This is a genomic window from Variovorax sp. EL159, assembly GCF_900100965.1.
Taxonomy (GTDB): domain Bacteria; phylum Pseudomonadota; class Gammaproteobacteria; order Burkholderiales; family Burkholderiaceae_C; genus Variovorax.
Genome location: NZ_FMUJ01000004.1, coordinates 15,150 through 31,590, shown reverse-complemented (window position 1 = coordinate 31,590; position 16,441 = coordinate 15,150). Strand labels below are relative to the sequence as shown.

Genomic DNA, 16,441 nt, shown 5'->3' with positions numbered 1-16,441 from the left:
GCTTCACAAGGGGTGTTCCGTGTAGAAGCGCCCGCCATGGAACAGCAGCGGCGAGGCGCCGGCGTCGTGGGTGCAGCGCTCGACCTCGCCGACGAAGATCACGTGGTCGCCTTCGTCGTAGCGGCTGCGGTTGAAGCACTCGAAGCTGGCCGCGGCGCCCACCAGCACCGGCGCGCCGCCCAGCCCTTCGGTGAACTCGACATCGGCCCAGCGGTCGATGTCCTTGGTGGCGAAGCGCGTGGCCAGCGCCTTCTGGTTGGCGGCCAGGATGTTGACGGTGTAGTGCGAGCCCGCGCTCAGCGCGGCCATTGAAGCAGCCGCGCGGGCCAGGCTCCACAGCACCAGCGGCGGCGCGAGCGACACCGAGTTGAAGGAATTGGCCGTCAGGCCGACCAGCGTGCCGTTGGCCGCGCGCGCGGTGACGATGGTCACGCCCGTGGCGAACATGCCGAGCGCTTCACGAAACTCGTCGGGCGAAAAAGTGGGCGGCTGGGCCCGGCGGGGAGTGGTCACGGAAAGGGCAGGGCGGTGGAAGGCAAGAGGGTCATTTTGGCTCAGCGACCGGCGGGCTGCTGGGCCGGGTCCATCAACTCGGTCACGAGGCGGGTATAGACGGTGGCGGCGGCCGAGGGTGTGCGCCCCGCCAGCGTCACCAGGCTGTAGTGCGTCTGCATGCGCGTGAGGCCGGCGATCGGCAGGGGCACGAGCGATTCGGTCTCGGGGTTCAGGGCCGGCGCGTTGGGCGCAAGGATCACCGCGTTGGCGTTCAGTGCCAGGTGCCGCAACGTACCGGGGTCGTCGCAGACCACGTTGAAGACGCCGCGGTCGGTGCGCTTGATCTGCCTGTCGAAATGCGTCGCCACCTCGGCCGGCAGGTTGGGGCCGGCCACGGGGTAGTCCATGGCTTTTTCGAGCGTCGCCTGCTTGAGCCTGCGCAACGGATGCTTCGGCTGCACGAAGAACGACACCGGCACGTTGGGCAGGCGCACCAGCTTCAGGCCCGGCGGCTTCTTCAGGTCGCGCGTGTCGGCGATGAACAGGTCGAGCTGGCGCCGGTGCAGGCGCTCGCACAGCGTGGTGGTGTCGGCCACTTCCATGCGCATCAGCAGCTGGGGGTGGCGCTGGGTCATGAGCGACAGGGCCACGCGCCCCAGCATGCCGGCGGCAAATGGGCCGAGCCCCACGTTGAGGCTGCCGATGGCCAGCCCTTCGAGCTGCAGCACGTCGCGCTCGATCTGCTGCGCATCGGCCAGCAGCTCGCGGGCACGGGCCAGCACCAGTTCGCCGGCCTGCGTGAAGCGCACCGTGCCGTAGGCGCGATCGATCAGGCGGGCCTGCAAGCCTTCTTCGAGGTTGTCGATGCTGCGCGAGAGCGCGGGCTGCGACAGGTGCACCGCCTGCGCCGCGCGACCGAAGCTGCCCTGCTCGGCAAGGGCCAGGAGGTGCTGGAGCTGACGCAGCTGCATTTTGCGTTCTGGTTAAAAAGGAACGTCATATTTTGCATTTGCCAATGGTTCCTGTGCTTCGGAGAATGAATCTTCTCCGCCCAACAGCCAACCCAGACAGGCCCATCGATGACCCGTGACCGTTCGACCCGCGCGCCGGCAGGCGCTCCTTCTCTTGGCGCCCTGGCGCTTGCCGTGGCCTGTGCACTGGGCGCCGCATCCGCCGCCGCACAGCAGATTGCACCCAAGCCCCCCGAGCCCGCGACGCTGAAGGCCAACGCCGACATGGCGAAGACGCTGCCCTTTGCCAACCGGCAGGACTTCGAGGACGCGACGCGCGGCTTCATCGGCACCGTGCCCGACGCGCTGGTGCCCGGCACCGGCCCGCGTCCCGTGTGGACGATGAAGCCCTACGACTTCCTGAAGGCGAACGAGCCGGCTGACACGGTCAACCCGAGCCTGTGGCGCCAGGCCCAGCTCAATGCCATTCATGGCCTGTTCAAGGTGACCGACCGCGTCTACCAGGTGCGCGGCTTCGACCTGGCGAACATGACCATCGTCGAAGGCGACACCTCGCTCATCGTCATCGACCCGCTGCTCACCGCCGAGACCGCGCGCGCCGCGCTCGAGCTGTACTACCAGCACCGGCCGAAGAAGCCGGTCGGCACGGTGATCTATTCGCACGGCCACGCCGACCACTTCGGCGGCGTGAAGGGCGTGACCACCGAGGCCGACGTGGCGGCCGGCAAGGTGCAGGTGATCGCGCCCGTGGCCTTCATGGAAACGGCGGTGGCCGAGAACATCCTCGCGGGCAACGCGATGAACCGGCGCTCGCAATACCAGTTCGGCACGCTGCTGCCGCCGGGCGTGCGCGGGCAGGTCGACACCGGGCTGGGCAAGGCGCTTGCGCGCGGCAGCGTGACGCTGATCGCGCCCACCTCGACCATCGACAAGACCACCGAGCGCCGCACCATCGACGGCGTGGAGATCGTGTTCCAGCTCGTGCCGGGCTCCGAGGCGCCGGCGGAAATGCTCATGTACCTGCCGCAGTTCCGCGTGCTCAACATGGCGGAAGACGTGACGCACAACATGCACAACCTCTACACGATCCGCGGCGCCGAGGTGCGCGACGGCAACCTGTGGGCCAAGTACATCGACGAGGCGCGCGCGGCCTTCGGCGACAAGACCGACGTGCTCATCGCCCAGCACCACTGGCCCACCACGGGGCAGGCGCGCATCGTCGACCTGCTGAAGAAGCAGCGCGACATGTACAAGTTCATCAACGACCAGTCGCTGCGCCTGCTCAACGAGGGCTACACCCCGGCCGACATCGCCGAGACGCTGCGCATGCCCGCGAGCCTGGAGCAGGAGTGGTCGGCGCGCGGCTACTACGGCACGCTGCGGCACAACGCGAAGGCGGTCTACCAGAAGTACCTGGGCTGGTACGACGCCAACCCCGCCAACCTGAACCCGCTGCCGCCGGTCGCGCAGGCGAAGAAGACGGTGGAGTACATGGGCGGCGCCGACGCGGTGGTCGCGCGGGCCCGCGAAGATTTCAAGAAGGGCGAGTACCGCTGGGTGGCGAGTGCGATGAGCCAGGTCGTCTACGCTGACCCGGCCAACCGCGCAGCGCGCGAACTCGGTGCCGATGCGCTCGAACAGATGGGCTATCAGTCGGAGGCCGGGACATGGCGCAGCGCCTACCTGGTGGGCGCGATGGAGCTGCGCAACGGCGTGCCGAAGATTCCAGGCGGCAGCAGCTCGAACGGCGACACGCTCAAGGCGGTGAGCAACGAGCTGTTCTTCGACTTCCTCGGCGTGCGGCTGAACGCGGCCAAGGCGGAGGGCAAGACGATGGTGATCAACTGGAACTTCACCGACTCGAACCAGAAGTTCGTGCTGACGCTGGAGAACTCGGCGCTCACGCACCTGAAAGACCAGCAGACCGCCAGCGCCGACGCCACCATCACGCTGAGCCGGGCCACGCTCGATGCGATCACGCTCAAGCAGACGACCTTTCCGGAGGCGCTGCAGTCGGGGCAGGTGAAGATCGACGGCAACCGCGCCAAGCTGGGCGAGCTGTTCGGCATGCTGGACAACTTCGACCTGATGTTTCCTGTGGTCGAGCCTCGGAAGTAGGCTGAGTTTGGTTTTCGGCGCTCTTGTTCGGGGCGCGTGCACAGGACACCGGGCACTTCCCTCCGCGAATATCCCCCGCTTCGCTCCCCCTTTATTTCGCTGCGGGGAGCACCCGGTGCCCTGCGCACGATGAGCGCGGCTGTGGCGTTGGCGATTCGACCGCTGCGGTGGATTCGCGAGCGACGGGCGCTAGGCAAGCGAAACGCCGAAGGCCGGCATCGGCGTCGGTCGACATTGGCACGACTGTATTCAGTGCCCGCTTCAGACTGGGTACGGTCGTTCGCCGTTCTAAAGCGAATGTCCGCGGCTGCCGGAACCGGTCATTGACCTTCCTCGTGCGAAGCGATTCCCCTCGCCACCGACAACTCTCAGTCGGAATCTGTAGCCAGCCGGTCGGCTCAAGAGGGAATGACCTTGGTCTTCGTGCAAAACTCCGTCACCAATCGTCCTACGTCATAACGCCACGTGCCGGTCCGACTGACGAGGAGTTTTCCCTAGAGCTTGTGCCCCTTGAGCAGGGGGCATTGCGGCCAAAGCGGATCGAGTATGAGCGTGTGGACTTTTGCTCGCGTGATGCCGACTCGAAGCACACGTCGGCTTTTGGGATACGGGGCATTGTCGCCTCGCCAAACGAAAGATGATTCGACGGCGGGGCCGGTCCGACGAGCTTCGCGGACGAGGATGACTCCGTCGAACTGCTTGCCTTTGGCCTTGTGGAAATTCATGACTTGCAAGCCCATCGGCGGCTCCACGCCATCGAGGATTTGCTCCTGTGCGAGAGCCAAGTCGAGGGCGGTGCGGGCATTGGTGTAGGCGCCGTCGCGAAGCCATTCATCAGAGAGGGCAGCCGAGATGCGATGTCCCCGACGGAACGCCACCAAGAAGTCCAACTGCGCGGCGACCCGCGTGAGTTCGTCTTGATTGGTCGCCCGCAGCTCATGTTTGACCGTGAGCCAGTCCTCGGCGGGATCGCCGCTGAAATCGTTGACTGCCAAGCCTGAAATCAGGCCGCGCAGCGCGTTGGCTATGTTGATGTTCAGGGCCTTGCCACCCTTGATTTTGTTGGCCTGCTCCAAGAGTTTGGCGACTTCCTTCCGGCCCTGTCCCGTCGCGCGCCTCGCGGCGGCGATCATTTCCATACTGGTGGCGACATCGGCCTCCAGTTGGGCGAGGTCCTTGGGTTCCAGCAGAAAGGCCGCGAAACGGGCTGACAGCAGCGCTTCGGCCTCGTCGAACAGCAGCTTGTGCCGCACCGGCTTCCCGACATTGGCCCCCAACGCGTTGAGGGCGTTGGACATCTTCAACGCACTGCGGTTGTTGGTGACCAGTATCGCGACCGTCTCCACCTTCTTGTCGCTCTGAGCCCGAATTGATTTCAAGAGCTCCCCGAGGGCTCGGCGTAGCAGATGATTCCAGTTCGGCGGTGGCTTCTCGGGGCGGTAGGTAAGGGCGGATACGCCCTTGTAGGGCGCGCCGCGTGGGTTGGCCGTCAGGATGTCATTGCCGAACGCCAAGATTTCGGAGTCTGGGCTGCGGTGGTTCTGCGTCCCGAGGTCGATCTCGTGCGGCTTCAACGTCTCCCGAATGGCGATCACGCGCTCCGGGCCGACGCCTGGCAGGTAGTCGAAGATTTGCTGCTCGAGGTCTGCCAGGCACAGCACCTGCGTGTGTGGCGCGAGCATCTGGATGCACTGCCACGCGTATTGGCCGGTGTCCTGGGCCTCGTCCACGATGATGATGGGGTGCCGATGGGCGATCGACGCCAAAAAATGCGAGCTGCGAGCCAACAGAGCTGTCGCATTGGGCGCGAACAGATCGAACGCGATCCGCCCCTCTTCGCGAAACAGCCGCTCACGCTCGACGAGCCACTCGTCCCAGCCATCGTCTTCGTCGTCGAGGCCGCCCGACAGGGCCTTCTCGTCGTGTGGCAGCAAGATCGAGAGCCTATGCGGCGCCCCAAGCAGGTAAGCGTGGGCTTTGAGGATGTCCCAGAAGAACGAATGGAACGTCTGGATGGAGAGCTGCTCCTGTTCGGCTTTGGTGGACTCGAGCTTGGCGGCATCCAAGATGCGCGCCACTGCCGCCCGCGAGAAGCTCAGGAACAAGGCCGACTGACCCGGAAGCATGCCGTCGCGAATCCGCTTGACCGCCTTGCGCAGAGCGAGCGTCGTCTTGCCGCTGCCAGGGCCGCCGATGACCAAGGCATGGCCTTCGCAAGCCATGACGCTTTCGCGCAGCTTGCAAGGCTCGTTCATGGAGCTGCAGCAGCGGCCGCCGGTTCGGGTGGTGCTTCATCGTCGTCGTCGATCGGGGGGGGAGGCGGGAACAGTGCGAATACTGATGCCAGAAACTTCGTTACCGTGGCCGGCAGCTCGTGGAGCTCGCACTCCTCGAACAGGCGCGCCGACCAGCCGGCGCCCTTGTTGCCGCCGAGGGCTTCTTTGGCGATGGCCTTGACCGCGTCGTCGTTCGGGCGCGCATCGGGTATGGCAACGTTGCCGTTCTCATCATTGGCTTTTAGGCCCGACAGGAAGGACCACAGCCTATTCACGGGCACCTCCGCCACGACGAGGTCTTCGAAGCCCTTGTAGGCGTGCTCGACATTGATTTCGAAGTTGTCCGCCAGAGCCTGCGCCTGCTCGGCCTTGCGCTTCTTTTTGTAGTCAAGGTCATAGAAGGCGAAGGTGCGTAGCCCCAGCGTCTTGAAGAACTTTCCGAACTTGGGCATGTTCGACTCGCCATCAGCGTCGAAGAAGGCCACACCCGCGATGTCCAGCGGCTGCAAGTTGGGATCGCTCTCTTCCATGCGCCGTGCGACGACGGGCATCGCATGCAACTCGGTAACGCCTTCGACGACGATGGCTGCTCGTCCCAGCATGCATTCAGACAGGCCGGAGCGAGAGAAGCGCTTGTAGTCGTTGTCTTTGAGGCCGGTGGCGTCGGAGACCTTTCGCGCCGTGACTACGCCGGCATTGCGAGCCAGCAGCAGTGTCTTGGATGGCTCGAACTTCTCGATCACGAATGGCGAGTGGGAGGTCACGAAGGCCTGTGTCGTCTTGGTCAGCAGGTATTGGGCGATGCGTCGCTGGGTGTGCGGCGGCACCGCGATCTCGGGCTCCTCCATGGCGAAGATGACCGTGTCGGGCTTGAGATCGGCGATGAAGGAGAGCAGCGCGAGCACCAGCGTGTTGATGGTGCCCGTGCCGGCATGGGGGAATGGGACGTGTCCTTGGTCCGCCGACAGCGCCAAGAAGAACGTCATCGTCTTGCGCAGATGCTCACGCGTGAGCTCCGAGACATGCAGCTTGGTGGCGTTGCCGGGCGACTCCAATGCGATGTAGCGGGCCAGCCGCCTCTCCACGGATCGCAGAACCGGCGCGATCTCGGCCGCGTCGGCTTCGATGTCGAGGCCGCGCAGGCGCTCGATGCTCTTCTCCCAAAGGCTGGTGCGCACGCCCTTGGTCCGCAGGATGATGTCGAGAAGCGACCCACGCTCTAAGCTCAGCGCCCGCGAGCCGGTCCGCAACGCCCGCAGGTAGAGGAAACCAAACAGCCGCTTGATCGGCTTGGGAACCTTGGTCAGCTCCCCGGGGGGAGCGTCGGGACTATGGGAGAAGTAGCTGCGGGCCTCGAACTCGTCTTCCTCGAGGTTGTATTGGCCGATGGTCTCTATCCGCAGACAGGGGACGGCATAGGGTGGATTGGCGGCGTCGGCCTCTCCCGGCCCGAGCAGTCTTTGCTCGGCAACATGCCAGAACTCGATGTTGCCGCCGCACTTGGCTCCGATCTCGGCGCCGGGTTCGATGAGGACCGCCTCGATCCGAAGCGGAATCGGCACCCGCTTCGCACCTTCTTCTGCGGCAGGGGCCAAGTATTCAGCGTTGTAGAAGTCGAACTCATCGACCGGAGGGAAGCGGTTGAGCCGGTCCGGTCCCAAGACGAGGTCGAGTGCTTCGCAGAGTGTGCTCTTGCCGACATTGTTGGAGCCCACCATCAAGGTGTGCCCGTCGAACAGGAGTTCAGCCGATTTGATGCCGCGAAAATTCGAGATGGTCAGCCGGACAACCTTCATGTCGTCTCCCGTATTGGCGTAAGCCTTAGTTTGATAGTGTGGTGGTCATCATAAAGAGGCGCGCATGGCTTCGTGCTCCAAGGCGAAACCTATCTGGTGGAGGCCAAGTGGCAGGAGGCGCCGACCGGCGCGGCCGACCTGCACACGCTCCACGGCAAGCTCGAACCAACGGAGGTGTGGACCCGCGGCCCGTTCGTCAGCAAGAGCGGCCTCACCGAAGACGGCCTTGCCGCCTTCGGCAAGGGCAAGTGCGTGGTCTGCATGGACGGCCTCGACCTCTAGGAAACGCACAGCTGCGAGCTGCCGCTCAACCACGTCTTTGAAAGCAAGGTGCGCAGCCGAAGAGACCGGCCTGCCGTTTGCGCGCGTGCGCGACCTCTTTCCAACATAACCACATAGGGAGTGACCATCCCCAGGTGGTTCAGATCTAGTGCGGTGTGACAAGGCAGTTCTGCATCGGCGTCGACACCGTCTGCTCGAGCCAGCCTGGAACGGCCGCTTTGTGGCAGTCAGCGTCAGTTGATCTCGCAGCAACGACTGACAGCAACCGCTGCAAAGCAGCCGCTCGCATCGTCTGCCGACGATCAACACGGAGCGCATAGCTGCCACCGAGGCCTACCCCCACAGGCAACCTCAACCGAACCGAATTCCCTCCATCACGAAGGCTTCAGCCGTCGTATCCGAAAGAACCCGTTCACCAGAGCGGGCCGCGAAGCACGCGGCCCGCAGACCAGCCGCTAACCGCCGGTCTCAAGCGCCCCACATCGCGCCTTCTCGCTCATCTGAAAAAACTCCCTGGCCTTGCGCGCCAGTTCTGCTGCAAGCCAAAGCAGGTTGTCCAGTTGGCGAGGCCCTTCGCCGCTGCACCAGTCGATGTCTTCCCCGTGGCAGACCCACAGCAGAGCTTCGAGTTGAGAGAGGGTGTTTTCGAGAAGATCCGCCGGGTCTTGGGCGTTGTCTTCGGAAGCTACCGGCGTGCGGGGCCGGGCTATAGTCTTGGTAGCCATTTTTGTGCGGTTCCTTCCAAGGTAGTTGCACGAACTTGGTTAGACGGCCGGGGTGCTGAAACCACCCCGGCCGTCGCCTTTTGATACCTCGCATTTGCATCGCTGCTTTCGCACCGACAACCTGCCGCGAGGCAAGCAGCCTTCAAACATTCAATGCTTTGTGTGTGTCGCGCCTTCCGAGTCCCCTTGGTGGGGTTTTGAGTGACAGGGGCAATCACTTTAGAGAAGAGCGCAGCGCAGTGGCGGTGTCGCACGGCACGAAGTCTCGATGAGCGCCAACAAATGCAGCTTCCGCACTGCGCCGCGCGCTGGCCTCGTCAGTGCCGTGCCGTGCCGTGCTGTGTTGTGCCAGTTCACTGACTGAGCTGAACGCTCACGTCGACGGTGTGCTCCCCGCAGCGAAATAAAGGAGGAGCGAAGCGGGGGACATTCGCGGAGGGGAGCACGCCGTCGGCGTGGGCGTCGCCCTGAACAACGTCGAGCGCCTTACCCAAAGAACCAGTAGCAGACAGCGATCGCTGCAACGACTCCCGCCAGCTCGGCCAGCAGCGCACAAGCCACCGCATGCCGCGCACGCTGGATGCCGACCGCACCGAAGTACACAGCCAGCACGTAGAAAGTGGTCTCGGTGCTGCCCTGGATGGTGGCCGCCACCAGCGCGGGGAAGCTGTCGACGCCCTGGCTCTTCATGGTCTCGATCAGCATCGCACGCGCCGCGCTGCCTGAGAAGGGCTTGACCAGCGCGGTCGGCATGGCGTCGACAAAGCGCGCGTCGAAGCCGCCTGCCTGCACCAGCCAGCGCAGGCCATCGAGCGCGAAGTCGAGCGCGCCTGAAGCGCGCAGCACACCGACCGCGCACAGCATCGCAACCAGGTAGGGCAGCAGGTTCTTCGCAATGTCGAAGCCTTCCTTCGCGCCTTCGACAAAACACTCGTAGACCTTGATGCGCCGGATCGCGCCGGCCAGCAGAAAGATGATGATCACGCCGAACAGCGTGAGGTTGCCCAGCAGCGACGACAGCGACGCAATGGCCGCCGCCGACAGCGTGCCCAGCAGCGCCATGAAGCCGCCGAGCAGCAGCGCGCCGGGAACAAGGTAGGCGAGCACCACCGGGTCCCACAGCCGCAGGCGCTGCACGAACGCCACCGACAGCAGCCCGACCAGCGTCGATGCACTCGTGGCCAGCAGGATCGGCAGGAACACCAGCGTCGGGTCGTGCGCACCCTGTTGCGCGCGGTACATGAAGATGGTGACGGGCAGCAGCGTGAGCGACGAAGCGTTCAGCACTAGAAACAGAATCTGCGCGTTGGTGGCGGTGACCGGGTCGGGGTTCAGCCGCTGCAGCTCGCGCATGGCCTTCAGGCCGATGGGCGTGGCCGCGTTGTCGAGCCCCAGCGCGTTGGCCGCGAAGTTCATGGTGATGAGGCCGAGCGCCGGATGGCCCGCCGGCACGCCCGGCATGAGGCGCCGGAACAGGGGGCCGAGCAGCCGCGCCAGCCAGCCGACCAGCCCGGCCGCCTCGGCGATGCGCAGAAAGCCCAGCCACAGCGTCAGCGTGCCGAACAGCAGCACCATAACCTCGACCGCCAGCCGCGCCATCGTGAACAGGCTTTCGACCAGCGCCGCGAACACGGCCGGGTCGCCGCCGACCAGCCATCGCCCCAGCGCTGCGATCGCCGCCACCCCGAAGAACCCCAGCCACAAGCCGTTGAGCACGTTTCTTTTCCCTTTTTTGTGCGGCCGATCATAGGGCGCTAATACGGTCGGGCCGGCGCGAGCTACAGTGCGGCCCATGGCCGTTTCCGCCGCTTCCATCGTCCGCAGACTCGCCGCACTGGCACTGTGCACAGCCGCTTTCTGGCTGGCCGGATGCGCGAGCCTGCCGCCGCCGCAGCCGCGCCCGGTGGTCACGGCCATCACCGACGTGGCGAACACCGAGCTGGGCCAACTGGCCCTCAAGGGCACGCCGGGCGGCTCCACGGCGCTGTCGGGCTTCCGGCTGCTGCCCGAGGCGGCCTTTGCCTTCGACGCCCGCATCTCGCTGGCGCGGCACGCCGAGAAGTCGCTCGACGTGCAGTACTACCTGATCCAGAAGGACGACGTCGGCCTGCTGTTCCTGAAGGAGCTGCGCGAAGCCGCCGCGCGTGGTGTGCGGGTGCGCCTGCTGGTGGACGACCTCTACACGGCCGGCGAGGACGAGGTGTTCAGCACGCTCTCGGCCTTTCCCAACATCGAGGTGCGGCTGTTCAACCCGCTGCCTTCGCGCGCCAATTCGCTGTCGGCGCGGCTGCTGTTCTCGCTGACCGACTTCGGCCGCATCAACCACCGCATGCACAACAAGCTGCTGGTGGCCGACAACAGCTTCGCGGTCTCGGGCGGGCGCAACATCGCCAACGAGTACTTCATGCGCAGCACGGCGGCGAACTTCATCGACATGGACGTGCTCTCCAGCGGGCCGGTCGTGCGCCAGATGTCCGAAGGCTTCGACCGCTACTGGAACAGCGAGCACGTGCGCCCCATCGAGACCATCGCGCCGCTGCGCATGCCGGTGGAAGAGGCGCAAAAGCGCTTCGACGCCATCGCGCGCACCGCCGTGCCCGACGTGCCCATGCACCAGCGCGACGTGCTGAACAAGCCACCGGTGGGGCAGGAGCTCATCGCGGGTAACGTCGAGCGCTACTGGGCCCCGGCCACGCTGTTCGTGGACGACCCCGAGAAGATCACGCGCAAGGCCGAGGAGGCCTACGAGGGCAGCGTGACGGAAGGCGCGTTGAGCGTCATCAATTCGGCCAAGCGCGAGGTCAAGATCGGCTCGCCGTATTTCATTCCGGGCGCGCGCGGCATGGCGATGATGAAGAAGGCCATCGCACAGGGCGGGCGCATCACCGTGGTGACCAACTCGCTAGGCGCCACCGACGAGCCGCTGGCCTACGCGGGCTACGAGCGCTACCGCGCCGACATGCTGAAGATCGGCGTCACCATCTACGAGATCGCGCCCACGCTCACCGGGCGCTCGGGGCGGTTCGGCGACTTCGGCAAGTCGATCAGCCGCCTGCACGCCAAGCTCGCGATCATCGACGACGACCGCTTCTTCGTCGGCTCGATGAACCTCGACCACCGCTCGGCCGCCGTCAACACCGAGATGGGCGTGGTCATCGACAGCCCCGAGCTGGTGAAGGACTACGACAAGCTCATGAGCGGCGACCGCGTCAACCTCGGCTACCGGCTGCGCCTGGCGCCCGACGGCCGGCGCGTGCAGTGGCTGGAGTACGACGATGCCGGCGGCGACATCGTGCATGAGGACGAGCCGGGCGAGTTTCTCTGGCTGCGCTTCAAGAACTGGCTGCTGCTGCCCATCGTGGGCGAAGAGCTGCTGTAGCCGCAGGCAAGCAAGCACGCACGCACCGCGCGAGGGTGGCGCAAGGCCCTCGCTTCACGCAGCCGGGCCTGTAATCAGGCTTGCACATTGCCCCTCTAGATTTCGGCGTCCCACGTACAACAACCAGAGGGATTCCGATATGCACGCCGTGTTCACCCTGCCGCGGGTCCTGCCCGATTCGCGGCACCTGCGCTCGTTCGCCGCACTCACAGGACTGGCGGCTGCCGTGCTCCTGCAGGGTTGCAACGGCGGTGGCAGCAGCAACAACCTGTCGATCCTTCCGCCGCCGCCCGCTGCCGTCACGCCGCCGGCGCCGCCTCCCGCGCCACCGGCTCCCGAACCGGACGCCGCCAGCGCCGACGCCAACCTGCAGGCCACCTGGGTCGAGATCGGCGGCAACAACGCCGTGATCGCGCGTGCGATCACCAGCTACAACGCGCCGGCGGCCGCCACGACGGCCAATGCCAATGCCGCGTGCCCGCAAATGACGGTGGACGGCAACACGACCCGCATGACCCTGCGCATCGGTGCCGGCACGATGGCGCTGCGCACCACGGCCAGCGACCCGGTCGACTCGAAGCCTTCCGCCTTCCCAGTGTCGACCTGCGAGGCGACGTTGCCGGCCGACGCGAAGCAGGCCGCCATCGGCAGCCGCACGTTGCCCTTGCCCAAGGCCGAACCGCAGCGCGTGCTGGTGCTGGCCGATACCGGCTGCCGCATCAAGAAGGCCGGCAGTGCCTTCCAGCCCTGCAACGACACCACCGCGTGGCCGTTCGCATCCATCGCCTCCACGGGCGCGGGCTTCAACCCCGACCTCGTGCTGCACATCGGCGACTACCACTACCGCGAGAACGCCTGCCCGAACGACATCGCCGGCTGCAAGGACAGCCCGTGGGGCTACGGCTGGGACACCTGGCAGGCCGACTTCTTCGCGCCCGCCGCGCCGCTGCTGGCGAAGGCACCGTGGATCGTGGTGCGCGGCAACCACGAGGAATGCGCGCGCGCCGGCCAGGGCTGGGCCCGCTTCCTCGAGACGCGCCCGTACGCCGACAAGAGCTCGTGCAACGACCCGGCCAACGACAGCACCGGCAACTACGCCGACCCGTACGCCGTCGCGCTGGGCACCGGCTCGCAGATCATCGTGTTCGATTCGGCCAAGGCGGGCGCTTCGGCGCTGAAGACCGACGACCCGCAGTTCATCGCCTACCAGAAGCAGTTCCAGGCCGTGACGGCGATGGCCGCCAAGCCGGGCATGACCACCACGATGTTCACCAACCACCACCCGATCCTGGCGTTCGCGCCGATCGCGGGCCAGAAGCCGGCGCCGGGCAATCTCGCGCTGCAGTCGGTCATGAGCAGCCTCAACCCCAAGGCCTATTACCCGGCCGGCGTGCAGGTGGCCCTGCACGGCCACGTGCATGATTTCCAGGCGCTGAACTTCTCGTCCGACCACCCGGCCACCATCGTGACCGGCAACGGCGGCGACAACCTCGACGTGGCGCTGGCCGACCCGCTGCCCAGCGACGCCACGCCCGCGCCGGGCGTGACCATCGACCGCATCACGCACCACAACAGCTTCGGTTTCATGCTGATGGAGCGCAAGCCCTCGCCTGGCGTGGGCTGGACCTTCAAGGCCTATACCGTGGCGGGCAAGCTGCTGGCCACCTGCGCGCAGACCGGCCGTACCGTGGCCTGCGACAAGACCGGCTTTCTCACGCCGTGATGGGTGGCCCGGCGCGCCAGCGAAGCCTGATCGGGGGCGGTCTGGCGTTGCTGGCCGCCTGCGCCGGGTGGATGGGCGGCGCCATCGCCGCGTCCGACAGCAGCAACGTGCAGATCAACCCCGGCGGGCCGCCGAGCGTGGTGATCGAACGCATCGGCGCCACGTCGAAGATCGCCGCGCGCATCGATGCGACCGAGGCCGTCTTCAAGCCAGACCCGGCGCTGGCCGCGCTGGGCAAGCGGATCTTTTTCGACGCGCGCCTGTCGCAGCCACAGGGCACGTCGTGCGCCAGTTGCCATGATCCGCTGCGCGCCTTCACCTCGACCCTGAACGCACCGTCGCTGGCGGGGCCGCGCACGCCGCAGGGCAGCCGCCCCGGCCACTTCAGCGCGCGCACCGCGCCGTCGCTGCTGTACGTGCGCTACGTGCCCCGGCGGCACTTCAACCAGGACGACGACGCACCCTTCGCGTCGCCCTTCGGCGGCCTCTTCGCGGACGGCCGCGCCGACACGCTGGCCGAGCAGGCGCGCGGCCCGCTGTTCGATCCTGACGAGATGAACAACACGTCGCCGCAGAGCCTGTTGCGCAAGCTGCGCGGCACCGACCTGGCGCCCGCGATGTCGCTGGCCTTCGGGCCGCAGGTGCTGCGCGACCCGGAGCGCGCGGTCAAGGGCATCGGCCTGGCGCTGCAGGCGTTTCTGCAGAGCGACGAGATGGCGCCGTTCAGCTCGCGCTTCGACGACTACCTGCGCAAGCGCACACCACTGAGCCCGCAGGAAATGCGCGGCCTGGCGCTGTTCAAGAACCCGGACAAGGGCAACTGCATGTCGTGCCACACGCTGTCGGACACCGCGAGCCGGCCCGAGCGCTCGCTTTTTACGGACTTCGGCTACGACGCGATCGCGGTGCCGCGCAACCTGTCGCTGCCCGCCAACCGCAACCCGCGCCGCTTCGACAACGGCCTGTGCCGCACGGCCGCGCAACTGCGCTGGCCCGAGCCCGACCAGTGGTGCGGCTACTTCCGCACGCCGGGGCTGCGCAACGTGGCGGTGCGCCAGAGCTTCATGCACAACGGCGTGTTCACCACGCTGCGCGACGCCGTGGCCTTCTATGCCACGCGCTCGACCGATCCGGCCAAGTGGTACCACGGCAAGAGCACCTTCGACGACGTGCCGGCCGCCTACCGCGCGAACATCAACGTCAATTCCACCCCGATGAACCGGCGCCCCGGCCGCACGCCCGCGCTGAGCGATGAGGAGATCGACGAGATCAGCGCCTTCCTGCGCACGCTGACCGACGCGCCCTATGTGGCCGCGATGCCGCCGATGGAAACGGCGGCATCGAAGCCGGCCGGCAAGTAGCCGCGCATGCAGCCGGCCCGGCCGGACAGTGGGGGCTGCGGGTTGTCATCGCCGATGCCACAATGCGCGTTACATTTCTAGCTCAAATGTGAACTTTTGTCACCGTCTTCTGGAGACTTCGATCATGACCGTTCCCGTGCCGCGCGAATCGATTGCGCCGCTTTCCACCAGCCGTCGCCGTGCGCTGACCGGGCTGGCCGCAACCGCTGCTGCCGCGGGTCTGGGATTTCCGGCGCTGGCGCAGAACCGGCCGGTTCGCGTCGGGGCCACCTTCGACAACAGCAGCGTCGAGAAGGCCAACGGCCAGGGGCTGTACCAGGGCTCGAGCGCGTTCTTCGCCGCGCTGAACAAGGCGGGCGGCATCAACGGCACCAAGGTCGAGCTGGTGATGGCCGACGACACCTTCAAGCCCGAAGTGGCCAAGGCCAACGCACTGGCCTTCGAGAAAGACAGCTCGGTGCTCGCGCTGGTGCACCCGCTCGGCACGCGCCAGACGGCCGAGGTGATGGACGCCGTGCCCGGCATGGCGGTGGTGGGCCCGATCACCGGCACCATCTCGCTGCGCAAGAAGACGTCGCCCAACACCTTCTGGGTGCGCGCCAACTACGACCAGGAAGTCGAGAAGCTTGTGAGCACGGCGGCCGTGCTGGGCCAGAGCCGCATCGGCCTCGTGCACTCGAACGATCCGCTGGGGCAGTCGGTGCTGGCGGCGTTCAAGAACGCGCTGGCCAAGGCCAAGCTGGAGCCGGCCGTGATCGCGACCACGCCCAACACCACCAGCATGGAAGTGGGCCCGGCCGCCGAGGCCATCGCCAAGGCCAAGCCGCAGGTGGTGGTGGTCGGCCTGGCGGGCACGGCGCCGGTGTTCTTGAAGGCGCTGCGTGGCGCGGGCAACAGCAGCTCTGCCTACGGCCTGTCGATCACGGCGAGCGCGCTCTCGGCCATGGGTGACCTGGCACGCGGCCTGGGCTTCGTGATCGTGGTGCCGTCGCCGTACTCGACCAAGTACGAGATCGTTCGCCGCTACCAGGCCGACATGGTGGCCAGCGGCGTCAAGGAGTTCTCGCTCACCAGCCTCGAGGGCTACATGAACGCGGCGGTGCTCGCCGAAGGCATGCGCCGCGCGGGCGGCTCGCTCACGCGCGCGTCGGTGATGTCGGGGCTGGCCAGCATCGAGAACTTCGACCTGGGTGGCGTGAAGATCAACTACGGCCGCACCAACCGCGAAGGCGGGCAGTTCGTGGACGTGGCGGTGATCGGTAGCCGTGGGCAGATGCTGAGCTGATTGCGTCGGTGCGGCCGTCGCTGGCCGCAT

The 16,441-nt window shown here is 66.4% G+C and carries 12 protein-coding genes; 6 read left to right on the top strand and 6 right to left on the bottom strand.

From position 1 onward, the window contains the following. Positions 1-3: 3 nt before the first annotated feature. Both BLQ28_RS17175 and BLQ28_RS17170 read right to left on the bottom strand, forming a co-directional pair. Positions 4-513 (bottom strand): flavin reductase family protein, encoded by a 510-nt coding sequence (locus BLQ28_RS17175; RefSeq protein WP_093241874.1) that lies wholly within the window; start codon positions 511-513, stop codon positions 4-6. Between the two features lie 41 nt (positions 514-554). Next, positions 555-1,466: a LysR family transcriptional regulator gene (locus BLQ28_RS17170; protein WP_093241872.1), complete on the bottom strand. Its 912-nt coding sequence runs from the start codon at positions 1,464-1,466 to the stop codon at positions 555-557. A gap of 108 nt (positions 1,467-1,574) precedes the next feature. Between BLQ28_RS17170 and BLQ28_RS17165 the strand changes: the two genes are divergently transcribed. After that, positions 1,575-3,584, top strand: coding sequence for an alkyl/aryl-sulfatase (locus tag BLQ28_RS17165; protein ID WP_093241869.1), 2,010 nt, complete (start codon positions 1,575-1,577; stop codon positions 3,582-3,584). A 494-nt stretch (positions 3,585-4,078) separates the two neighbouring features. Here the strand turns inward: BLQ28_RS17165 and BLQ28_RS17160 are convergent, their stop codons facing one another. Next, complete coding sequence (locus BLQ28_RS17160; RefSeq protein WP_093241867.1) at positions 4,079-5,839, bottom strand: UvrD-helicase domain-containing protein; 1,761 nt, start codon at positions 5,837-5,839, stop codon at positions 4,079-4,081. Beyond that, positions 5,836-7,656, bottom strand: a complete 1,821-nt coding sequence (locus tag BLQ28_RS17155) for an ATP-dependent nuclease (RefSeq protein ID WP_093241864.1) — start codon at positions 7,654-7,656, stop codon at positions 5,836-5,838. The genes BLQ28_RS17160 and BLQ28_RS17155 overlap by 4 nt, the downstream gene beginning before the upstream one ends. Positions 7,657-7,728: 72 nt before the next feature. On the opposite strand from BLQ28_RS17155, the gene BLQ28_RS17150 reads away from it, so the two are divergent. Further along, positions 7,729-7,938, top strand: a complete 210-nt coding sequence (locus BLQ28_RS17150; protein ID WP_218121942.1) for a hypothetical protein — start codon at positions 7,729-7,731, stop codon at positions 7,936-7,938. Positions 7,939-8,393: 455 nt separating this feature from the next. On the opposite strand, the gene BLQ28_RS17145 is transcribed toward BLQ28_RS17150, so the two are convergent. Both BLQ28_RS17145 and BLQ28_RS17140 read right to left on the bottom strand, forming a co-directional pair. Next, positions 8,394-8,663, bottom strand: a complete 270-nt coding sequence (locus tag BLQ28_RS17145; RefSeq protein ID WP_093241862.1) for a hypothetical protein — start codon at positions 8,661-8,663, stop codon at positions 8,394-8,396. Between the two features lie 486 nt (positions 8,664-9,149). Beyond that, on the bottom strand, positions 9,150-10,379 hold the full coding sequence (locus tag BLQ28_RS17140; protein WP_093241859.1) for a nucleoside recognition domain-containing protein: 1,230 nt from the start codon (positions 10,377-10,379) through the stop codon (positions 9,150-9,152). 76 nt (positions 10,380-10,455) lie between these two features. Here BLQ28_RS17140 and BLQ28_RS17135 point away from each other — a divergent pair, with 76 nt between their 5' ends. The 4 genes from BLQ28_RS17135 to BLQ28_RS17120 all read left to right on the top strand — a co-directional run bounded on the left by BLQ28_RS17135 (position 10,456) and on the right by BLQ28_RS17120 (position 16,411). Further along, positions 10,456-12,042: a phospholipase D family protein gene (locus BLQ28_RS17135; RefSeq protein WP_093241857.1), complete on the top strand. Its 1,587-nt coding sequence runs from the start codon at positions 10,456-10,458 to the stop codon at positions 12,040-12,042. Between the two features lie 139 nt (positions 12,043-12,181). Next, positions 12,182-13,765, top strand: a complete 1,584-nt coding sequence (locus tag BLQ28_RS17130; RefSeq protein WP_256327341.1) for a metallophosphoesterase — start codon at positions 12,182-12,184, stop codon at positions 13,763-13,765. After that, on the top strand, positions 13,765-15,126 hold the full coding sequence (locus BLQ28_RS17125; protein ID WP_093241854.1) for a cytochrome-c peroxidase: 1,362 nt from the start codon (positions 13,765-13,767) through the stop codon (positions 15,124-15,126). Before BLQ28_RS17130 ends, BLQ28_RS17125 begins: the two co-directional genes overlap by 1 nt. 124 nt (positions 15,127-15,250) lie before the next feature. Continuing rightward, positions 15,251-16,411, top strand: coding sequence for an ABC transporter substrate-binding protein (locus tag BLQ28_RS17120; protein ID WP_093241852.1), 1,161 nt, complete (start codon positions 15,251-15,253; stop codon positions 16,409-16,411). Positions 16,412-16,441: the final 30 nt, after the last annotated feature.

Bases quoted from the DNA above. Each gene is read 5' to 3' on its own strand.
- BLQ28_RS17170 (WP_093241872.1), bottom strand. From the start codon at position 1,466: ATGCAGCTGCGTCAGCTCCAGCACCTCCTGGCCCTTGCCGAGCAGGGC.
- BLQ28_RS17125 (WP_093241854.1), top strand. From the start codon at position 13,765: ATGGGTGGCCCGGCGCGCCAGCGAAGCCTGATCGGGGGCGGTCTGGCG.
- BLQ28_RS17120 (WP_093241852.1), top strand. From the start codon at position 15,251: ATGACCGTTCCCGTGCCGCGCGAATCGATTGCGCCGCTTTCCACCAGC.
- BLQ28_RS17135 (WP_093241857.1), top strand. From the start codon at position 10,456: ATGGCCGTTTCCGCCGCTTCCATCGTCCGCAGACTCGCCGCACTGGCA.
- BLQ28_RS17160 (WP_093241867.1), bottom strand. From the start codon at position 5,839: ATGAACGAGCCTTGCAAGCTGCGCGAAAGCGTCATGGCTTGCGAAGGC.
- BLQ28_RS17155 (WP_093241864.1), bottom strand. From the start codon at position 7,656: ATGAAGGTTGTCCGGCTGACCATCTCGAATTTTCGCGGCATCAAATCG.
- BLQ28_RS17130 (WP_256327341.1), top strand. From the start codon at position 12,182: ATGCACGCCGTGTTCACCCTGCCGCGGGTCCTGCCCGATTCGCGGCAC.
- BLQ28_RS17165 (WP_093241869.1), top strand. From the start codon at position 1,575: ATGACCCGTGACCGTTCGACCCGCGCGCCGGCAGGCGCTCCTTCTCTT.
- BLQ28_RS17145 (WP_093241862.1), bottom strand. From the start codon at position 8,663: ATGGCTACCAAGACTATAGCCCGGCCCCGCACGCCGGTAGCTTCCGAA.